At 76.8% G+C, this 17,997-nt stretch carries 2 protein-coding genes; both read right to left on the bottom strand.

Annotated elements, in window-relative coordinates; all coding sequences use genetic code 11:
• Positions 1-23: 23 nt before the first annotated feature.
• Positions 24-8,927 (bottom strand): type I polyketide synthase, encoded by an 8,904-nt coding sequence (locus ACZ3KJ_RS25930; protein ID WP_467530442.1) that lies wholly within the window; start codon positions 8,925-8,927, stop codon positions 24-26.
• A gap of 130 nt (positions 8,928-9,057) precedes the next feature.
• The gene (locus tag ACZ3KJ_RS25925) at positions 9,058-17,823 is read right to left on the bottom strand and encodes a type I polyketide synthase (protein WP_467530440.1); all 8,766 of its coding nucleotides are present in this window, start codon (positions 17,821-17,823) and stop codon (positions 9,058-9,060) included.
• Positions 17,824-17,997: the final 174 nt, after the last annotated feature.

The following is a 17,997-nucleotide window of genomic DNA, read 5'->3' as shown; positions in this document are numbered from 1 at the left end:
CCGCGTCCTCGGTCCGTCGTGCATCACGCCTCGCTGTCCATCAGTTCGAAGAGCTCGTCGTCGGTCGCCGACTCCAGGTCGATGTCGTCGGTGCGGCCGTCGCCCGTCCCCCGCGCGTCGTCGCCCCAGCGGGCGGCCAGCGCCCGGAGGCGGGCGACCAGTTCGAGTCCGTCCGGGTCGGAGGGCGTGACGTCGGGCGCGATCCGCTCCAGCAGGGCGAGCGCGTCGTGCGCGGACCCGTGGTGTGCCGCGTCGGCGGCGGGCAGCAGCGTCGCGAGATGCGCGGCGACGGCCGCGGGGGTCGGGTGGTCGAAGACCAGGGTGGCCGGCAGTTTCCGGCCGAGGGCCGTGGCGAGCCGGTTGCGCAGGTCGACGGCGGTCAGGGACTCCAGGCCGAGTTCCTTGAACGCGCGGTCCGCGCCCACCTCGTGGACGTCGTCGTGGCCCAGGACGTCGGCCGTCTGCCGGCGCACCAGGTCGAGCAGCGCCTCGGCCCGTTCGGCCGGCCCCAGGGCGGTGAGCCGCGACGTCAGGGCGGCCGAGGGCTCGGGACCCGTCTCGTCCTCGCCGAGGCCGGCCGGGTCGCCGCCCTCGCGGGCGAGCGGGCCGGCGGAGGCCGTCCCGGAGTCCAGCCAGAAGCGGCGGCGCTGGAACGCGTACGTGGGCAGCTCCACCCGTCCCGGCCGCAGCCCCGCGAACGCCGGGGACCAGTCCACCGGTACACCCCGGGCGTGCACGACGGCGGCCGAGGCGAGGAAGCGGTCGAGGCCGCCGTGGTCGCGCCGCAGGGTCTCGGTCACCACCACGCCGTCGGCGTCCGCCGCCTCGACGGTGTCCTGGATGCTGCCGGCCAGCACCGGGTGCGGGCTCACCTCGACGAAGACGGTGTGTCCCGCGTCCACCAGGTCCCGGACGACGGGGGCGAAGCGGACCGTCTGCCGGATGTTGCGGTACCAGTACGCGCCGTCCAGTTCCGCCGGGTCGGCGAGCTTGGCGGTCACCGTGGAGTAGAGCGGTACGTCGCCCTCGCGGGGGGTGACGAAGGCGAGCCGTTCGAGGAGTTCCTCCTTCGCCTCGTCGATCACCGGGGAGTGACCGGCGACCGTGGCCGCCCTGATCCGCCGGGCCCGTTCGCCCCGCTCCGCGCACTCGGCGAGCAGTTCCTCCAGGGCGGAGTCGTCGCCCGCGACGACGGCGGCCGAGGGCCCGTTGACCGTGGCCACCGAGAGCCGTCCCGGCCAGGCCTCGATGCGCCGCTCGACCTCCTCGGGCGGCAGGGCGACGGAGACCATGCCGCCCTTGCCGACGAGACCGGCCAGGATCAGGCTGCGCTCCACGACGATCCGGGCCGCGTCCTCGAGGGTCAGGATGCCGGCCACCGTGGCGGCGGCGACCTCGCCCTGGCTGTGCCCGACCACCGCGTCCGGCTCCACCCCGTACGCCCGCCACTGCGCCGCGAGCGCCACGAGCACGGCCCACAGGGCGGGCTGGGCCACGTCGACGCGGTCCAGGGTCGGCGCTCCCGGCACCTCGCGCAGGACGTCGAGGAGCGACCAGTCGACGTGGGGCGCCAGCGCCCGCGCGCAGTCCTCGATCCGCTCGGCGAACACCGGTGCGGAGTCCAGGAGTCCGTGTGCCATCCCGGCCCACTGCGAGCCGTGGCCGGGGAAGACGAAGACCGTCCTGACGCCGTCGGCGGCGACGCCCCGGACGAGGTTCCCGGCCGGTTCGCCCCGGACCAGGGCGCCGAGGCCCTCGGCGACGGCGTCGCGGCCGGCGCCGACCACGACCGCACGGTGTTCGAAGTGCGACCGGTCGGTGAGCAGGGCGTGCGCGACGTCGGCGGCGGGCGGCCGGCCGTCCGCCGGGTCCAGCAAGGCGAGCAGCCGCCCGGCCTGGGCCGAGAGGGCCGCCGGGGTCCGCGCGGAGAGCACCCAGGGCAGCGGCACGTCCTCGGCGGGCGCCGCCGGGACCCCACCGGCGTCGGCCGCGGGGGCGGGCACCGGCTCCCGGTCCCCGTCGGGTGCGGGGGCCGCGACCGGCTCCTCGGCTCCGTCGGGCTGTTCGAGGATGACGTGGGCGTTGGTGCCGCTGACGCCGAAGGACGAGACGCCGGCGCGCAGCGGTCGTCCGTCCGCCTCCCAGGGCTGCTCCCGGGTCAGCAGCCGCACACCGCCCGAGGCCCAGTCGACGTCCGGTGACGGCTCGTCGACGTGCAGGGTCCGCGGCAGGACGCCGTGCCGCATGGCCTGCACCATCTTGATGACCCCGGCTACGCCGGCGGCGGCCTGCGTGTGCCCGATGTTGGACTTGAGCGAGCCGAGCCACAGGGGCCGGTCCTCGGGCCGGCCGCGGCCGTAGGCGGCGACCAGCGCCTGGGCCTCGATCGGGTCGCCGAGGGTGGTGCCCGTGCCGTGTCCCTCGACCGCGTCGACGTCGTGCGGGGCGAGGCCCGCGGTGGCCAGCGCCTGTCGGATGACGCGCTGCTGGGCGGGGCCGTTCGGGGCGGTCAGCCCGTTGGAGGCGCCGTCCTGGTTCACCGCCGAGCCCCGCACCACCGCCAGCACCGGATGCCCCAGCCGCCGCGCGTCCGACAGCCGCTCCACCAGGAGCAGCCCCACGCCCTCCGCCCAGCTGGTGCCGTCCGCCGCGGCGGCGTACGCCTTGACGTGGCCGTCCGGGGCGAAGGCGCGGTGCCGGGAGGTGGCGACCATGCCCGACGGCGAGGCCATCACCGCCACACCGCCCGCGAGCGCCAGGTCGCACTCGCCGGAGCGCAGCGCCTGCACCGCCAGGTGCAGCGCCACCAGCGACGACGAGCACGCCGTGTCCACCGTCACCGCCGGACCCTCGAACCCGTACGTGTACGAGACGCGGCCCGACGCCACGCTGGCCGCGCTGCCGTTGTGGAGGTAGCCCTCCAGCTCCGGCGGCAGGTCGTGCAGGCGCGAGGCGTAGTCGTTGTACATGACGCCGACGAAGACGCCGGTCCTGCTGCCGCGCAGCGTGTCGGGGGCGATGCCCGCCCGCTCGAACGCCTCCCAGGACGTTTCGAGCAGGAGGCGCTGCTGGGGGTCCGTGGCCAGCGCCTCGCGCGGGGAGATCCCGAAGAAGCCCGCGTCGAAGTCGGCCGCGTCGTGCAGGAATCCGCCGTGCTGGGTGTAGGTGCGGCCGGGCCGGTCGGGGTCGGCGTCGAAGAGTGCCTCGTTGTCCCAGCCGCGGTCGGTGGGCCAGGGCGTGATCGCGTCGCCGCCGGAGGAGACCAGCTCCCACAGCTCGTCGGGCGAGGCGACGCCGCCCGGCAGCCGGCAGCTCATGCCGACGATGACGACGGGGTCGTCGGTGACGGGGGCCGGGCCGGCGGCGGGGGCCGGGGCGGGCGCCGCTTCCTGCTCGCCGACGAGTTCGGCGAGCAGGAAGCGTGCCAGGGAGCGCGGGGTGGGGTGGTCGAAGACGAGCGTGGGCGACAGCCGCAGTCCGCTCGCCGCGCCTAGCCGGTTGCGCAGTTCTACGGCGGTCAGCGAGTCGAAACCGAGGTCCTTGAACGCCCTGGTGGGGGCGATGCCCTCGCGGTCGTCGCGGCCGAGGACGGTCGACGCCTCCGCCCGGACCAGGCCGATCAGGAACTCCTCCCGTGCCGCGGCGTCGAGGGAGCGCAGCCGCCCGGCGAGGGGGGCGCCCGACGCCTCGGACGCGGTGCGCGCGACGGGCCGCCGCGTCCGCACGAGGTCGCGCAGGACCGCGGGGAGCTGCGCGGGGTCGGCTCCGTGCCGCAGGGCGAGGGGCACGAGCAGGGCGTGGTCCGTCGCTCCGGCCGCGTCGAACAGGGCGAGGCCTTCGGGGGTGGTGAGCGGGCGGGTGCCGTGGCGGGCGTTGCGGCGGTGGTCCGCGCCGTCCAGGTGGCCGGTCAGCTCGCTGCTCTCGGCCCACAGCCCCCAGGCGAGGGAGGTGGCGGCCAGTCCGCGTGCGCGGCGGTGCGCCACCAGGGCGTCCAGGAAGGTGTTGGCGGCGGCGTAGTTGGCCTGGCCGGGGACGCCGAGGACGCCCGCGGCCGAGGAGAAGACGACGAACGCGGAGAGGTCCGCGTCCCGGGTGAGTTCGTGCAGGTTCCAGGCGGCGTCCGCCTTGGGGCGCAGGACGGTGTCCAGCCGGTCGGCGGTGAGCCCGGCCAGGACACCGTCGTCCAGGGTCCCGGCCGCGTGGACGACACCGGTGAGCGGGTGCTCCGCCGGGATGCCGTCGAGGACGGTCCGCAGGGCGTCCCGGTCGGCCGCGTCGACGGCGGCGACGGTGACGTGGGCGCCGAGGCCGGTGAGGTCGGCGACGACCTCGTGCGCGCCCGGCGTCCGCTCGCCCCGTCGGCCGGTCAGCAGCAGGTGCCGTACGCCCGAGGCGGTGACGAGATGACGGGCGACCAGCCTGCCGAGCAGGCCCAGGCCTCCGGTCACCAGGACGGTCCCCTCGGACGGCGCGAACCGCCAGGTGGCCTGCGGGGACGAGGCGTCGGACCCGGTGGCCGGGGCCGCGGGGACGAGGCGTGGCACGAGGGCGGCGCCGCCCCTCAGGGCGAGCTGCGTCTCCCCGGTGGCGTCGGCCGCCGTCACGGCCGCGGCGAGCGGGCCGACGTCGTCCGCGTCTCCGTCCGGGTCCACGTCCACCAGCAGGAGGCGGCCGGGGTGTTCGGACTGCGCCGAGCGCAGCAGTCCCCAGATCCCGGCGGTCGCCAGGTCCGGCGACTCACCGGCGACGGACACCGCGCCCCGGGTCAGCACGCCGAGCCGGACGCCGTCCAGTTCAGGGCGGGCGAGCCAGTCCTGGACGAGGGCGAGCACCCGGTCGAGCGTCGCCCGTGCGCGCGTCGGCACGGACGCGTCCGCCGCGTCCCCGTCCGTGCCGGGTCCGGCGGCCGCCGAGGCCGGCACCTGGTACCAGACGTCGGCCGGTACGTCCCGGCCCGCGCGGACCGCCTCGGCGACGGCGGCGGGATCGGCGAAGGCCGCCCCCCGGCCCGGTCCGGACGCGTCCCCGAGGAACGCCGCCGGGCCGGTGCCGCCCGCGTGCGCCGCGTCCGGCAGCGGCAGCGGCTTCCAGGCGAGCCCGTACAGCGGCGTGGCGGTCCCGGCGTCCGCGGCGAGCTGCCCCGCGGAGACCGGCCGGTACACCAGCGAGGCGACCGACACGACGGGGGCTCCGGCCTCGTCGGCGGCGTCCAGCGACAGGCCGCCGTCGGCGGTGGGCGCGAGCCTGATCCGCAGGGTCGTCGCGCCCGAGGCGTGCAGGCGTACCCCGTTCCAGGCGAACGGCAGCAGGGCCCGGTCCGGCTCCGGCCGGAACGCCGTGCCGAGTGCGGCGGTGTGGAAGGCCGCGTCGAGCAGTGCCGGGTGCACCCCGAACTCCCCGGCCGCCGCGTGTTCCTCGCCGTCGAGCGCGACCTCGGCGAACAGTTCCTCACCGCGCCGCCACGCGGCGCGCAGTCCCCGGAACCGGGGGCCGTAGACCACACCGGACTCGGCGAGCCGGTCGTAGAGACCGTCCAGGGAGAGGGCGGCCGCCTCCGGCGGCGGCCAGGTGCCCGGCGTGCCCTCCGAGGGCGCCGCCGGTGCGGGTGAACGGGTCAGGAATCCGGTGGCGTGGCGGGTCCAGTCGGCGCCGTCCGGTGCGTCCTGGGGCCGGGAGTGGAGGGTCAGCGCGCGTCGGCCGCCCTCGCCGGGCGCGGTCACGGAGACCTGGATCTGCACGGCGCCGGCGGTGGGCAGGACCAGCGGGGTCTCGATCACCAGCTCGTCCACCGTGTCCAGCCCGGCCTCGTCGGCGGCGCGTACCGCCAGCTCCACCAGGGCGGTGCCCGGTACGACGACCCGGTCGAGGACCGTGTGGTCGGTGAGCCAGGGCTGGGCCTGCGCGGAGAGCCGGCCGGTCAGCAGCAGTCCGTCGCCGTCCGCGGGCCGCAGGGTCGCGCCGAGCAGGGGGTGTCCGGCGGGACGCAGCCCGAGACCGGACGCGTCCGCCGCCGCGCCGGCCACCGGCCCGAGCCAGAAGCGCCGCCGCTGGAACGGATAGGTGGGCAGGTCCGGCACGGCGGTGCGCGGTCCCGCCGGCCCCAGCCTCCAGTCCACCTCGACCCCGTGGACCTGGGCCGCGGCGAGGGAGGTGAGGAAACGGAGCGGTCCGCCCTCGTCCCTGCGCAGCGATCCCGTGACGGTGACGGATCCGGTGCCGGCCGCCTCCGCGGTCTCCTGCACGGCCGCGGTCAGCACCGGGTGCGGGCTGGTCTCGACGAAGACGTCGTGGCCCTCGGCGACCAGCTTGCGGATCGCCGGTTCGAACAGGACGGTCCGCCGGAGGTTGGTGAACCAGTAGGCGGCGTCCATCCGGGTGGTGTCGAGCCAGTCGCCGGTGACCGTCGACAGGAGCGGGATCCGCGCGGGGCGCGGGGCGACGGGTGCGAGGACGGCGAGCAGTTCCTCGCGGATCCGCTCGACCTGCGGCGAGTGCGAGGCGTAGTCCACCGCGATCCTGCGGACGCGGGTCCCGTCCCGCTCGCAGGCGGCGACGAGCTCGTCCAGGGCGTCGGTCTCGCCCGCGACCACCACGGCGGACGGGCCGTTGACCGTGGCCACCGAGAGGCGGCCCGCCCAGGGGGCGATCGCCTCGGTGGCGGCGCGGAGCGGCAGAGCCACCGACACCATGCCGCCGGCGCCCGACAGCGCGCCGATGGCCCGGCTGCGCAGGGCCACCACCCGCGCCGCGTCGTCGAGCGACAGGGCGCCCGCCACGTACGCGGCGGCGATCTCGCCCTGGCTGTGTCCGACCACGGCGTCCGGCCGCACCCCGTGGGACTGCCACAGCCGGGCGAGGGACACCATCACCGCCCACAGGGCGGGCTGCACGACGTCCACCCGGTCGAGGCCGGGCGCGTCCTCGGCGCCGCGCAGGACGTCCACCAGGGACCAGTCCGTGTACGGCTCCAGGGCACGGGCGCACGCGGCGACGCCGTCCGCGAACACCGGGGAGGCGTCGAGCAGTTCGCGGGCCATGCCGGTCCACTGCGAGCCCTGCCCGGGGAAGACGAACACGGTACGGGGATCGGTGCCGGCGCTGCCGCGTACGACGCCGGGAGCGGGCTCGCCGGCGGCGAGCGCGTCGAGTCCGGCGAGCAGGGCGTCCGCGCCGGCGCCGACGACCACCGCCCGCTCCTCGAACCCGGCCCGGCCCGCGACCAGTTCGCGGGCCACGGCCGCGAGGTCGGCGCCGCCGGCACCGTCGGCGCCTTCGGCGGTCCGGAGCCAGGAGGCGAGCGCGCCCGCCTGGGCGGTGAGGGCGGCCGGGGTGCGGGCGGACAGAACCAGGGGCAGGACGGCGGGGCCGGCGGGGCCCTCGGCGGTGGCGGGCTCCGTGGGTCCGGTGCCCTCGGCGGTCCCGGTGTCCGTGGGCCCGGCGCCTACGGCGGTCCCGGTGTCCGTGGGCGCGCCGCCTGCGGCGGTGGCGGTGACCGTCGGCTCGGGGGTGCCGCCGGTGCCGTCCCCGGTTCCGGTGTCCGTGGGCTCGGGGGCCTGCTCCAGGATGATGTGGGTGTTGGTGCCGCTCATGCCGAAGGCGGACACCCCGGCCCGGCGCGGCTGCCCCGTCTCGGGCCAGGGCCGGTGTTCGGTCAGCAGGGAGACGGCGCCGGAGGCCCAGTCGACGTGCGGGGACGGTTCGTCCACGTGCAGGGTCTTCGGGAGCACGCCGTACCGCATGGCCTGCACCATCTTGATGATGCCGGCCACCCCGGCGGCGGCCTGGGTGTGCGCGATGTTCGACTTCACGGACCCGAGCCACAGCGGACGTCCCGGCGCCCGTTCCTGACCGTAGGTGGCGAGCAGCGCCTGGGCCTCGATGGGGTCGCCGAGGGTGGTGCCGGTGCCGTGCGCCTCGACGGCGTCGACCTGCGCGGGCGTGAGCCGGGCGTCGGCCAGGGCCTGGCGGACGACGCGCTGCTGGGCGGTGCCGTTGGGTGCGGTCAGGCCGTGCGAGGCGCCGTCCTGGTTGGCCGCCGTGCCCCTGATGACGGCCAGCACCCGGTGCCCGAGGCGCCGGGCGTCGGAGAGCCGCTCGACCAGCAGCAGACCGGCCCCCTCGGACCAGCCGGTCCCGTCGGCCGCCGCGGCGAAGGCCTTGCAGCGGCCGTCCGCCGACAGTCCGTGCTGCCGGGAGAACTCCACGAAGGTCGCCGGGGTGGTCATCACGGTCACCCCGCCCGCCAGGGCGAGGTCGCACTCCCCCGAGCGCAGCGACCGTACCGCCAGGTGCACGGCCACCGAGGACGCGGAGCAGGCCGTGTCGACGGTGACGGCGGGCCCTTCGAAGCCGAAGGTGTACGAGATCCGTCCGGAGGCGACGCTCGCCGCGTTGCCGACGAGGATGTAGCCCTCCAGGTCCTCGGGGACGGCTCCGGCCGGCGGCGCGTAGTCGTTGCCGTTCGTGCCGACGAAGACGCCGGTGCTGCTGCCGCGCAGGGTGTCGGGCCGGATCCCGGCGCGTTCGAACGTCTCCCAGGCCGTCTCCAGCAGCAGGCGCTGCTGGGGGTCGACGGCCAGCGCCTCGCGGGGCGATATGCCGAAGAAGTCGGCGTCGAAGGCGCCGGGGTCGGCGAGGAAGGCGCCGTGCCGGGTGGCCGAGGTGCCGGGCCGGTCGGGGTCCGGGTCGAACAGCGCGCTCACGTCCCAGCCCCGGTCGTCGGGGAAGTCGCCCACGACGTCGCCGCCCTCGGAGAGCAGCCGCCACAGGTCCTCCGGGGAGTCGATGCCGCCCGGGAAGTGGCAGCCCATGCCCACGATGGCGATGGGCTCCTGGCCGCTGTCCTCGGCCTCGCGCAGCTTCCTGCGCGTCTCGTGCAGTTCGGCGGTGACCCGTTCCAGGAGGTGCCGCATGCGGCTGTCGTTCATGAATCCGTCCTTCGTGCGCGATGCCCGGTCCGGGGCACGCCCCGGGGGTGGGGTGCGGGGCCCGGTGCGGGTGGGGTCTGGTGGAGAAGGAGGCGCGGTGCGGCGGCACCGCTCGGCGGGGGCCGCCGGCTCAGGAGATGCCGAGTTCCTTGCCGATGAAGTCCATCAGCTCGTCGTCGGTGGCGGCCGACAGCGCGGCGGAGACGTCGCCCTCCGGCCCGGTCCCGCCGGCCGGGGCCGTGCCGTCCGCCCCGTGCGGGCCGTTCAAGCCGTTCGGGTCGTTCGTCGCCAGGCCGGCCAGCCGGGCCGCCGCGTCGGCCCGCTCCGGACCGTCCGGCGGCAGCGCCGTCAGCAGCGCTTCCAGACGGTCGAGGTGGGCCCGCAGCTCCCGCGCCGCGCCGCCCTCCGCCGCCTCGGCCGGGGCGAGCCGTTCGTACAGCAGGTCGGCCACCGCCTGCGGGGTGGGGTGGTCGAACACGACGGTGGTGGGCAGGCTCAGCCCGGTGCGCCGGTTCAGGCGGTTGCGCAGTTCGACGGTGGTGAGGGAGTCGAAGCCCTGCTCCTTGAAGCCCCGGTGGACGTCCACGGAATCGGCCGGCCGGCCGCCCTGCACCTCGGCGACCTGGGCGCGGACGAAGCGCAGCAGCAGCCGGCGCCGGTCCTGCTCGCCGGTCGCCGCCGCCAGCTCGGCGCGCAGTCCGTCCGGCCGCTCGTCCGGCTCCGGTGCGCGGTCGGCCGTGGGGCCGCCGGTGAGCGCTTCGAGCAGGGGATGGGCCCGCAGGGCCGCCAGCGCCGCCCAGTCGCCGCGGCACACGACCAGGTGGGTCTCGTCCCGGTCCAGGGCCTGTTGCAGCGCGGCGACGGCGAGTTCGGGGTCCATGGGCAGCAGTCCGTGGCGCTCGGTGCGGCGGGCGGCCTCGCCGCCGGCGATGCCCTCGCCCGCCCACAGCCCCCAGGAGACGGAGGTGGCCGGCAGGCCGGCGGCGCGCCGCTGGACGGCGAGGGCGTCCAGATAGGCGTTGCCGGGCGCGTAGTTGGCCTGCCCGGGGGTGCCGAGGACGCCGGTGGCGGAGGAGAAGAGGACGAACGCGCTCAGGTCGAGGTCACGGGTGAGTTCGTCCAGGTGGCGCGCGCCGGCCGCCTTGACCCGCAGGACCCCTTCGAGCCGTTCGGGCGTGAGCGCGTCGAGCAGGGCGTCGTCGAGGACGGCCGCGGTGTGCACGACCGCCGTCAGGGGGTGTTCCGGGGGAACCGAGGCGATCACCCGGGCGAGCTCGGCACGGTCCGAGACGTCGCACGCGGCGAACGTCACCCGGGCGCCCAGCGCGGTGAGTTCGTCCCGCAGCGCGGCCGCGGCCGGTGCCTCGCCGCCGCGCCTGCTGAGCAGCAGCAGACGGCCGGCGCCCTTGCGGGCCAGCCACCGGGCGGTGTGCCCGGCCAGTGCTCCGGTGCCTCCGGTGACGAGGACCGTGCCGTCACCGGGGGTCCATTCGGCCGCCCGCCCGTCGGCGGGGGCCGGTTCCAGGGGTGCCGGCACCAGGCGCCGGGCGAGCAGTCCCTCGGGCCGTACGGCCAGTTCGGCCTCCCGGTGGCGGCCGGTGAGGGCGGTGAGCACCCGGGCGGCGGCGCCGGTGTCGGCCCGCTCGGGCAGGTCGACGACGCCGCCCCAGCCGTCGGCCTCGGTGGCGGCCACCACGGCGAGTCCCCAGACCAGCGCTCCGGCCGGGTCGGCCGGCCGGTCGCCGGTGCCGGTGGTCACCGCGCCGCGGGTGAGGGCCCACAGCGGCGCGTCGGTGCCGGTGTCGTCCAGCGCCTGGAGGAGCGCCGTGGTGGCGGCGAGGCCGTGCGGCAGGTCCGGCAGGCCCGGTTCCGGGTCGTGGTCCAGCGACAGCAGGGACAGCACGCCGGTCACCGGCTCCGCGGACGACCGGTCGACGGCTTCGGCGAGCAGCGTGGCGAGGGACGCGCGGTCGGCGCGGCCGGCCGGGACGGGGACGCGGTCGACGCGTGCGCCGGCGTCGCCGAGGGCCCCTTCCAGCAGCGGCCCCCACGTGTCGTACGGCCGGGGCGCGGCGTCGGCCCGGTCGGGCAGCACGAGCAGCCAGCGGCCCCGGACGGTCCCGGGCGCCGGGTCCGGTACCGGCTGCCAGCGCACCCGGTGCCGCCACCGGTCGATCTCGGCCGCCCGGCCGCGCTCTCCGTGCCACGAGGCCAGCAGGGGCAGGACGGCGCCGAGTGCCTCACGGCGCCCGGAGTCGGTGATGCCGAGCGTGGTGGCGAGGGAGTCGAGTTCCCGGCGTTCCACGAGGTCCCAGAACCGTCCGTCGTCGGCAGGGCTGCCGGCGGGCGCCTGGTGTCCGAGTGTCTGAGGTTCGGGCGCCCGGAACCAGTGGCGTCGCCGCTGGAAGGCGTAGGTGGGCAGGTCCACCCGGCTCGGCCCCGACCGGCCGATGACCGCGCTCCAGTCCACGCCGGCCCCCCGCGCGTGGGCCGCGCCGAGGGCGGCCAGCAGGGTCTCCGGCTCGGGCCGGCCGCGGCGCAGCGCCGCGGCGAGGGCGGGCGGGGGTGTGTCCTCGCCCTCGCCGCCGAGCAGGCCCTCCTGCGCCAGGGCCGTGAGGACGGCGTCGGGCCCCAGCTCCAGGTACGTGGTGACCCCGTCGGCCTCCAGACGGCGTACGACGTCGAGGAAGCGGACCGCGCCCCGGGCGTGCGCCGCCCAGTACCCGGGCGGGATCGGCCGGTCGCCGGTGAAGAGGGCGCCGTCGAGGGCGCTCACCAGGGGGATGTCCGGCGGCCGATGGCCGATTCCGTCGGCGACCCGGTCCAGTTCCCCGGTCATCGGGTCCATGAGCGGGGAGTGGAAGGCGTGGCTCGTGCGCAGTCTGGCGGTCCTGCGGCCTCGGGCGCGGAACCCGGCCGTCACGGCGAGCACCGCGTCTTCCTCCCCCGAGATCACCGTCGCGGAGGGGCCGTTGACGGCGGCGATGCCGACCTCCGACTCCCGGCCGTCGAGGGCGCCGAGCACCTCCTCCTCGGTCGCCTCCAGGGCGACCATGGCCCCGCCCTCCGGCAGGGCCTGCATCAGGCGGCCCCGGGCGACGACCAGCGCGGCGGCGTCCGGGAGGCTCAGGGCGCCCGCGACGTGCGCCGCGGCGAGCTCGCCCACCGAGTGTCCGGCGACCACGTCGGGACGGACGCCCCAGGACTCCAGCAGGCGGAACAGCGCCACCTCCAGGGCGAACAGCGCCGGTTGGGTGAACAGGGTCCGGTCCAGTGCGCGGGCGGTGTGCGGGGCGGACGGCTCCTGCGGGCTCGGGCGTCCGGGCTGCTGATCTTGCTGGATGGGGCGTCCTGGCTGCTGAGCTTGCGGGTTCGGGCGTCCTGGCTCCTGGTCCTGCGGGTTCGGGCGTCCTGGCTGCGGGTGCGGGCGTCCGGGCTGTTCCTGCGGGTGCGGGGCCGTGGCCCGGTGTTCCTCGGCCCGCTCGGCCCGCTCGGCCCGCTCGCCCCGCTCGGCCTCGTCCGCGTCGGCGAAGACGATGTCCCGCAGCGGGGCGGGCGCGTGTCCGGACAGATGGGTGTCGAGCGCGGCGCACGCCTCGTCGAAGGCCGCGGCGAACACCGGGTGGGCCGCGTACAGCTCCTTCCCCATGCCGGGCCGTTGGCTGCCCTGTCCGGTGAAGAGGAACGCCAGCCTGCCGGAGGCGGTGGACCGTCCGCGGACGACCCCTTCGGCGGTCTCCCCGTGGGAGAGGGCCCGGACGGCGGTGTGGAGGTCGGCCGGGCGCCGGGCCACCACGACGGCACGGTGGTCGAACAGCGGCCGTCGGGCGAGGGCGTGCCCGACCTCGGCCGGGTCGACGCCGTCGGACGCCGTCGCGTTCAGCAGCGCGGTCAGCCGTGCGGCCTGGTCGTGCAGTGCCTGCGGGGTGCGCGCCGACAGGACCCAGGGGACGGGGACGTCCCGGTCGGGAGCCGGGCGCTCGGGCTCGGCCGGGGCGGGCGGCGCCTCTTCGAGGATCAGGTGGGCGTTGGTGCCGCTGATGCCGAACGCGGACACGGCGGCGCGGCGGGGACGGCCGGCGGCGGCCGGCCAGGGCGTGGCGCGGGTGACGAGTTCGACGGCGCCCCTGGACCAGTCGACGTGCGGGGTGGGGCGGTCCACGTGGAGGGTGGCGGGCAGCAGGCCGTGCCGCAGGGCCTCGGTCACCTTGATGACGGAGGCGACCCCGGCCGCGGCCTGGGTGTGCCCGAGGTTCGACTTCAGGGAGCCGATGCGCAGCGGCTGTCCCTCGGGACGGTCGAGCCCGTAGGTGTTGATCAGCGCCTGGGCCTCGATGGGGTCGCCGAGGGTGGTGCCGGTGCCGTGGGCCTCCACGGCGTCGATGTCGCCGGGGGCCAGCCGGGCGTCCGCCAGGGCCTGCCGGATGACGCGCTCCTGGGAAGGGCCGTTCGGAGCGGTGAGCCCGTTGCTGGCGCCGTCCGAGTTGACCGCGCTGCCCCGGATCAGGGCGAGCACCCGGCGGCCGGCCCGGCGGGCGTCCGACAGCCGCTCCAGCAGCACCAGGCCCACGCCCTCCGACCAGCCGGTGCCGTCTGCCGCGGCGGCGAACGGCTTGCACAGCCCGTCCGGAGCCAGCCCGCGCTGCCTGCTGAACTCGGTGAACATGCCCGGCGTCGACATCACGGTCACTCCGCCCGCCAGCGCGAGGGCGCACTCGCCGGAGCGGATCGCTCGCGCCGCCAGGTGGAGCGCCACCAGTGACGAGGAGCAGGCGGTGTCCACGGTGAGTGCGGGCCCTTCGAGGCCGAACGTGTAGGCGATGCGGCCCGAGGCGACGCTGACGCTCGCGCCGGTCAGCCGGTGGCCGGCGCCGCCGCCGGCTTCGTGCAGGCGGGGGCCGTACTCCTGCTGGGTGGCGCCGATGAAGACGCCGGTCCCGCTGCCGCGCAGGGTCGCGGGGTCGACGCCGGCCCGCTCCAGCAGTTCCCAGGAGGTCTCCAGGAGGAGGCGCTGCTGCGGGTCCATCGCGTCGGCCTCGCGGGGCGTCAGTCCGAAGAAGTCGGCGTCGAACCGGTCGGCGTCGTGCAGGAATCCGCCGCGGCGCACGTAGGTGTGGCCGGGCCGGTCCGGGTCGGGGTCGTAGAGGTCCTCGTCCCAGCCCCGGTCGACCGGGAAACCGCTCGTCGCGTCCGTCTCCGACACCAGCAGGTCCCAGAGCCGCTCCGGGGTGTCGGCGCCACCGGGCCAGCGGCCCGCCGTGGCGACGATCGCGATCGGGTCGTCGTCGTCCTCGTTCCCGGGCAGCCCGGGGTTCCTGGGAACCCCGGCCTGCCCGGCCTGCCCGGCCTCCTCGGCGGTTCCGGTGGCACGCGGTGCTTCGGCGGTTTCGCCGGGGGTGGTGCCGGAGGCCTCCGCCGCGAGGTGCCGGGCGAGGGCGAGCGGGGTGGGGTGGTCGTAGGTCAGGGTCGGCGGCAGCCACAGCCCGGTCGCCCGGGACAACCGGTCGGCGAACTCCACCGCTCCGAGCGAGTCCAGCCCGAGGGCCTTGAACGTCCGCTCGGGGTCGAGGTCCTGTCCCGGGGTGACGCCCAGGACGTCGGCGGCGGCGGCGCGGACGAGGGCGAGGACGTCGGTCCGTACGGCCGGTACCGGCACCGGCACCCCGGGCGGGGCCGGCTTCGGGCCGGTGGCGACGGACGCGTCGGGGGCGGAGGGGGACCCGTTCGTCGAGGATGCGGCCGGGGCGGGGGCGGACGCGTTCGGCGCGGGGGCGGCGGCCGTCGGGGCGCTCGTGGTCCGGGCCGCGCCGGGGAACCGGAAGGGCCTGCGCCGGAACGCGTAGGTCGGCAGCGCCACCCGCTCTCGCCGCCCCTCGCCGAAGAAGGCGGACCAGTCGGTGTCGGCACCGGTCACATGGAGCTCGGCCAGCCCGCTGAGCAGGGAGAGCCGCTCGGGCACGCCGGGCCGCAGCAGCGGGACCACGGTGGCGTCACGGCCCGCGCTCGACCGGGTCAGGGAGGTCAGCACGTTGCCGGGGCCCAGCTCCGCGTAGCCGGTGACGCCCCGCTCGGCCAACTGCCGTACGCCGTCGTGGAAGCGCACCGGGCGCCGGATGTGCTCGGCCCAGTAGTCGGGCGAGGTCAGCTCGTCCGGACCGGCCGGCCGGCCGGTCACGTCGGAGATCACGCCGAGGGTCGGGGGGCGGAAGGCGAGCGTCGCGGCGCTCCGCCGGAACGCGTCCACCGCGCCGTCCATGTGCGGGGAGTGGAAGGCGTGGCTGACCTTCAGGCGCCGCGTCCTGCGCCCCTCGCGGGCGAACCGTTCGGCGACCTCCTGCGCCGCCTCCGTGTCCCCCGAGACCACCACCGCACGCGGGCCGTTGACGGCGGCGAGCGCCAGCCGGCCCGCGTACTCGGCCAGTACGGCCTCCGCCTCCGCGGCGGTGGCCTCCACGGCGATCATGGCTCCGCCCGCGCGGGCCTCCTCCATCAGGCGGCCCCTGGCCGCGACGAGGGTGACGGCGTCCGCGAGCGGGAGCACCCCCGCGACATGGGCGGCGGTGAGGCCGCCGATGGAGTGTCCGAGCACGAAGTCCGGTGCCGGCAGGTGCCGTTCGAGCACGCGGAACAGCGCCGTTCCCAGCGCGAACAGGGCGGCCTGGGTGTAGCGGGTACGGTCGAGGAGCGCGGCGTCCGGTGAGCCGGGAGCGGCGAAGAGGACGTCGCGCAGCGGCCGGTCGAGGTGGGTGTCGAACCGCTCGCACACCTCGTCCAGAGCCGCGGCGAACGCGGGCGTGGTGGCGTGCAGCCCGAGGCCCGCGCCGGCCCGCTGGCTGCCCTGTCCGGGGAAGAGGAAGGCGACGGGACCCGCCGCCCGCACCGGCGCGCGGCCGACCACGGCGCCGGGGGTGGGCTCGCCGGCCGCCACGGCGTCCAGCGCGCGCAACAGGCTCCGGCGGTCGTGTCCGAGCGCCACCGCGCGGTGGGCGAACCGGGTGCGGGTGGTGGCGAGGGAGTGGCCGAGGTCGGCGATGCCGAGGCCGGGGCGGGCCCGGACGTGCTCGGCGAGCCGCTCGGCCTGGGCCCGCAGCGCCTCGGGGGTGGTACCGGACACGGGCCAGGGGACGACGACGTCGGCGGCGGCCGCGGTCGTCCCGGTGGCTCGGTCAGCCTGGGGGTCCGCATCGGCATCGGCGGCGCTCGGAGCGGGCCCGGTGGCGGCCGCGTCCGCGACGCCGTCGAGGACCGCGGTGCTCGAAGCGGGGTCGGTGGCGGCGGCCAGGACGCCGTCGGTGTCAGCGGCGTTCGAAGGGATGTCGGCGTCCGCGTCGGCGGAGGTCGCCGGGCGGGCGGCGGCGGGCGGCTCGGCCAGCAGCACATGGCAGTTGGTGCCGCCCATGCCGAACGAGCTCACGCCGGCGATCAGCCGCCGGTCGGGCCGGGGCCAGGGGCCCGACGCGCGCTGGACCCGCAGGCGCAGCGCGTCCAAGGGGATCCGCGGGTTGGGGGTCTCGTGGTTGAGGGTCGCGGGGATCCGGCGGTGGCGGAGGCTGAGCACCGTCTTGAGCAGTCCGGCGACACCGGCCGCGCCCTCCAGATGCCCGATGTTGGTCTTCACCGAGCCCACCAGCAGGCGCTCGTCGCCCTCCCGGCCCGTGCCGTACGCGGCGCCGAGCGCGGCGGCCTCCACCGGGTCCCCCACCGGGGTCCCGGTGCCGTGCAGTTCGACGTACTGCACCTCGCGCGGGTCGACCCCCGCCTGCCGGGCCGCCTGGAGCAGCACGTCCCGCTGGGCGTCGGCGCTGGGTACGGTCAGGCCCTCGGTGGTCCCGTCGTTGTTGACCGCGCTGCCGAGGATCACGCTGTGGACCTGGTCGCCGTCGGCGAGCGCCGCCGCGAGCGGCTTGAGGAGCACCATGCCGCCGCCCTCGCCGCGTGCGTATCCGTTGGCGCGGGCGTCGAAGGTGTAGGAGCGGCCGTCCGGTGACAGGCCGCCGAAGCGGGCGGCGGCCGAGGTGCTGTCCGGGGCCAGGTTGAGGTTGACGCCCCCGGCCAGCGCGAGCGTGCAGTCGCCGTCGCGCACGGCCCGGTAGGCCAGGTGGAGGGCGACCAGGGCCGACGACTGGGCGGAGTCGACGGTCAGGCTGGGGCCGCGCAGACCGAGGGTGTACGACACCCGGTTGGCGAGGATCCCGCGGTTGAGTCCGGTCAGGGTGTGGCGGGTGAGGGGGCCCGCGTCCTCGCGGTGGCGCAGCGTCGCGTAGTCGTGGGCCATGGCGCCCACGTAGACGCCCACGGGGGTGCCGGCGAGGTTGGCCGGGACGATCCCGGCCTCCTCCAGTGCCTCCCAGGCGAGTTCGAGGACGAGCCGCTGCTGCGGGTCCATCTCGGCGGCCTCGCGCGGGGAGACGCCGAAGAAGTCCGCGTCGAAGTGGTCGACGTCGTCGAGGAAGCCGCCGGGCAGATCCGCGCCGCCCGGCGCACCGGCCCCGGGCCGGCCGTCGACGCCTCCGGTGTGCCGTGACACGTCGGCGTCCTGGGGTGCTCCCGTGTTCTGTGACACGGAGGCGTCCTGCGGCACGTCCGCATCCCGGAACGCTCCCGCGTTCTGTGACACGGAGGCGTCCTGCGGCACGTCGGCGTCCCGGAACGCTCCCGCGTCCTGCGGCACGTCCGCGTCCCGGGGCACGTCCGCGTCCTGGGGCCCGTCCGCGTCCCGGGGAGCCCGGCGGTCCTCGGGGGGCGGACCGACAGCGCTTCCGCCCCGCCGCAGCAGGTCCCAGAAGGCGTCCGGGTCCGGTGCGCCGGGCAGCCGGCACGCCAGTCCGATCACCGCGACGGGAACGACCGTGTCGTGGCCGGCTCCGGCCGCATGGGTGTCAGCCTGCCTGGTCATCGTTCTCGCCGAACCCTTCTCGACATTCCGCGCGGAAGATTTCCCGCTGCACCGACTTTCCCTCCGGGACGGCCGGAAAGGCGATGCGATGTTTCGTCCCGCATCCCGGCGCCACCGCTCACATTTTTGCCGTGCGGCGCTTTCCACGCCGACCCCTAAGCTCCCCCTATGACT

It is taken from the genome of Streptomyces sp. NPDC003248 (genome assembly GCF_055563235.1).
This window is presented reverse-complemented; position numbering and strand designations above follow the sequence as displayed.

Excerpts from the sequence above, each read along its gene's own strand:
- ACZ3KJ_RS25930 (WP_467530442.1), bottom strand. The coding sequence starts at position 8,927 with ATGAACGACAGCCGCATGCGGCACCTCCTGGAACGGGTCACCGCCGAA.
- ACZ3KJ_RS25925 (WP_467530440.1), bottom strand. The coding sequence starts at position 17,823 with ATGACCAGGCAGGCTGACACCCATGCGGCCGGAGCCGGCCACGACACG.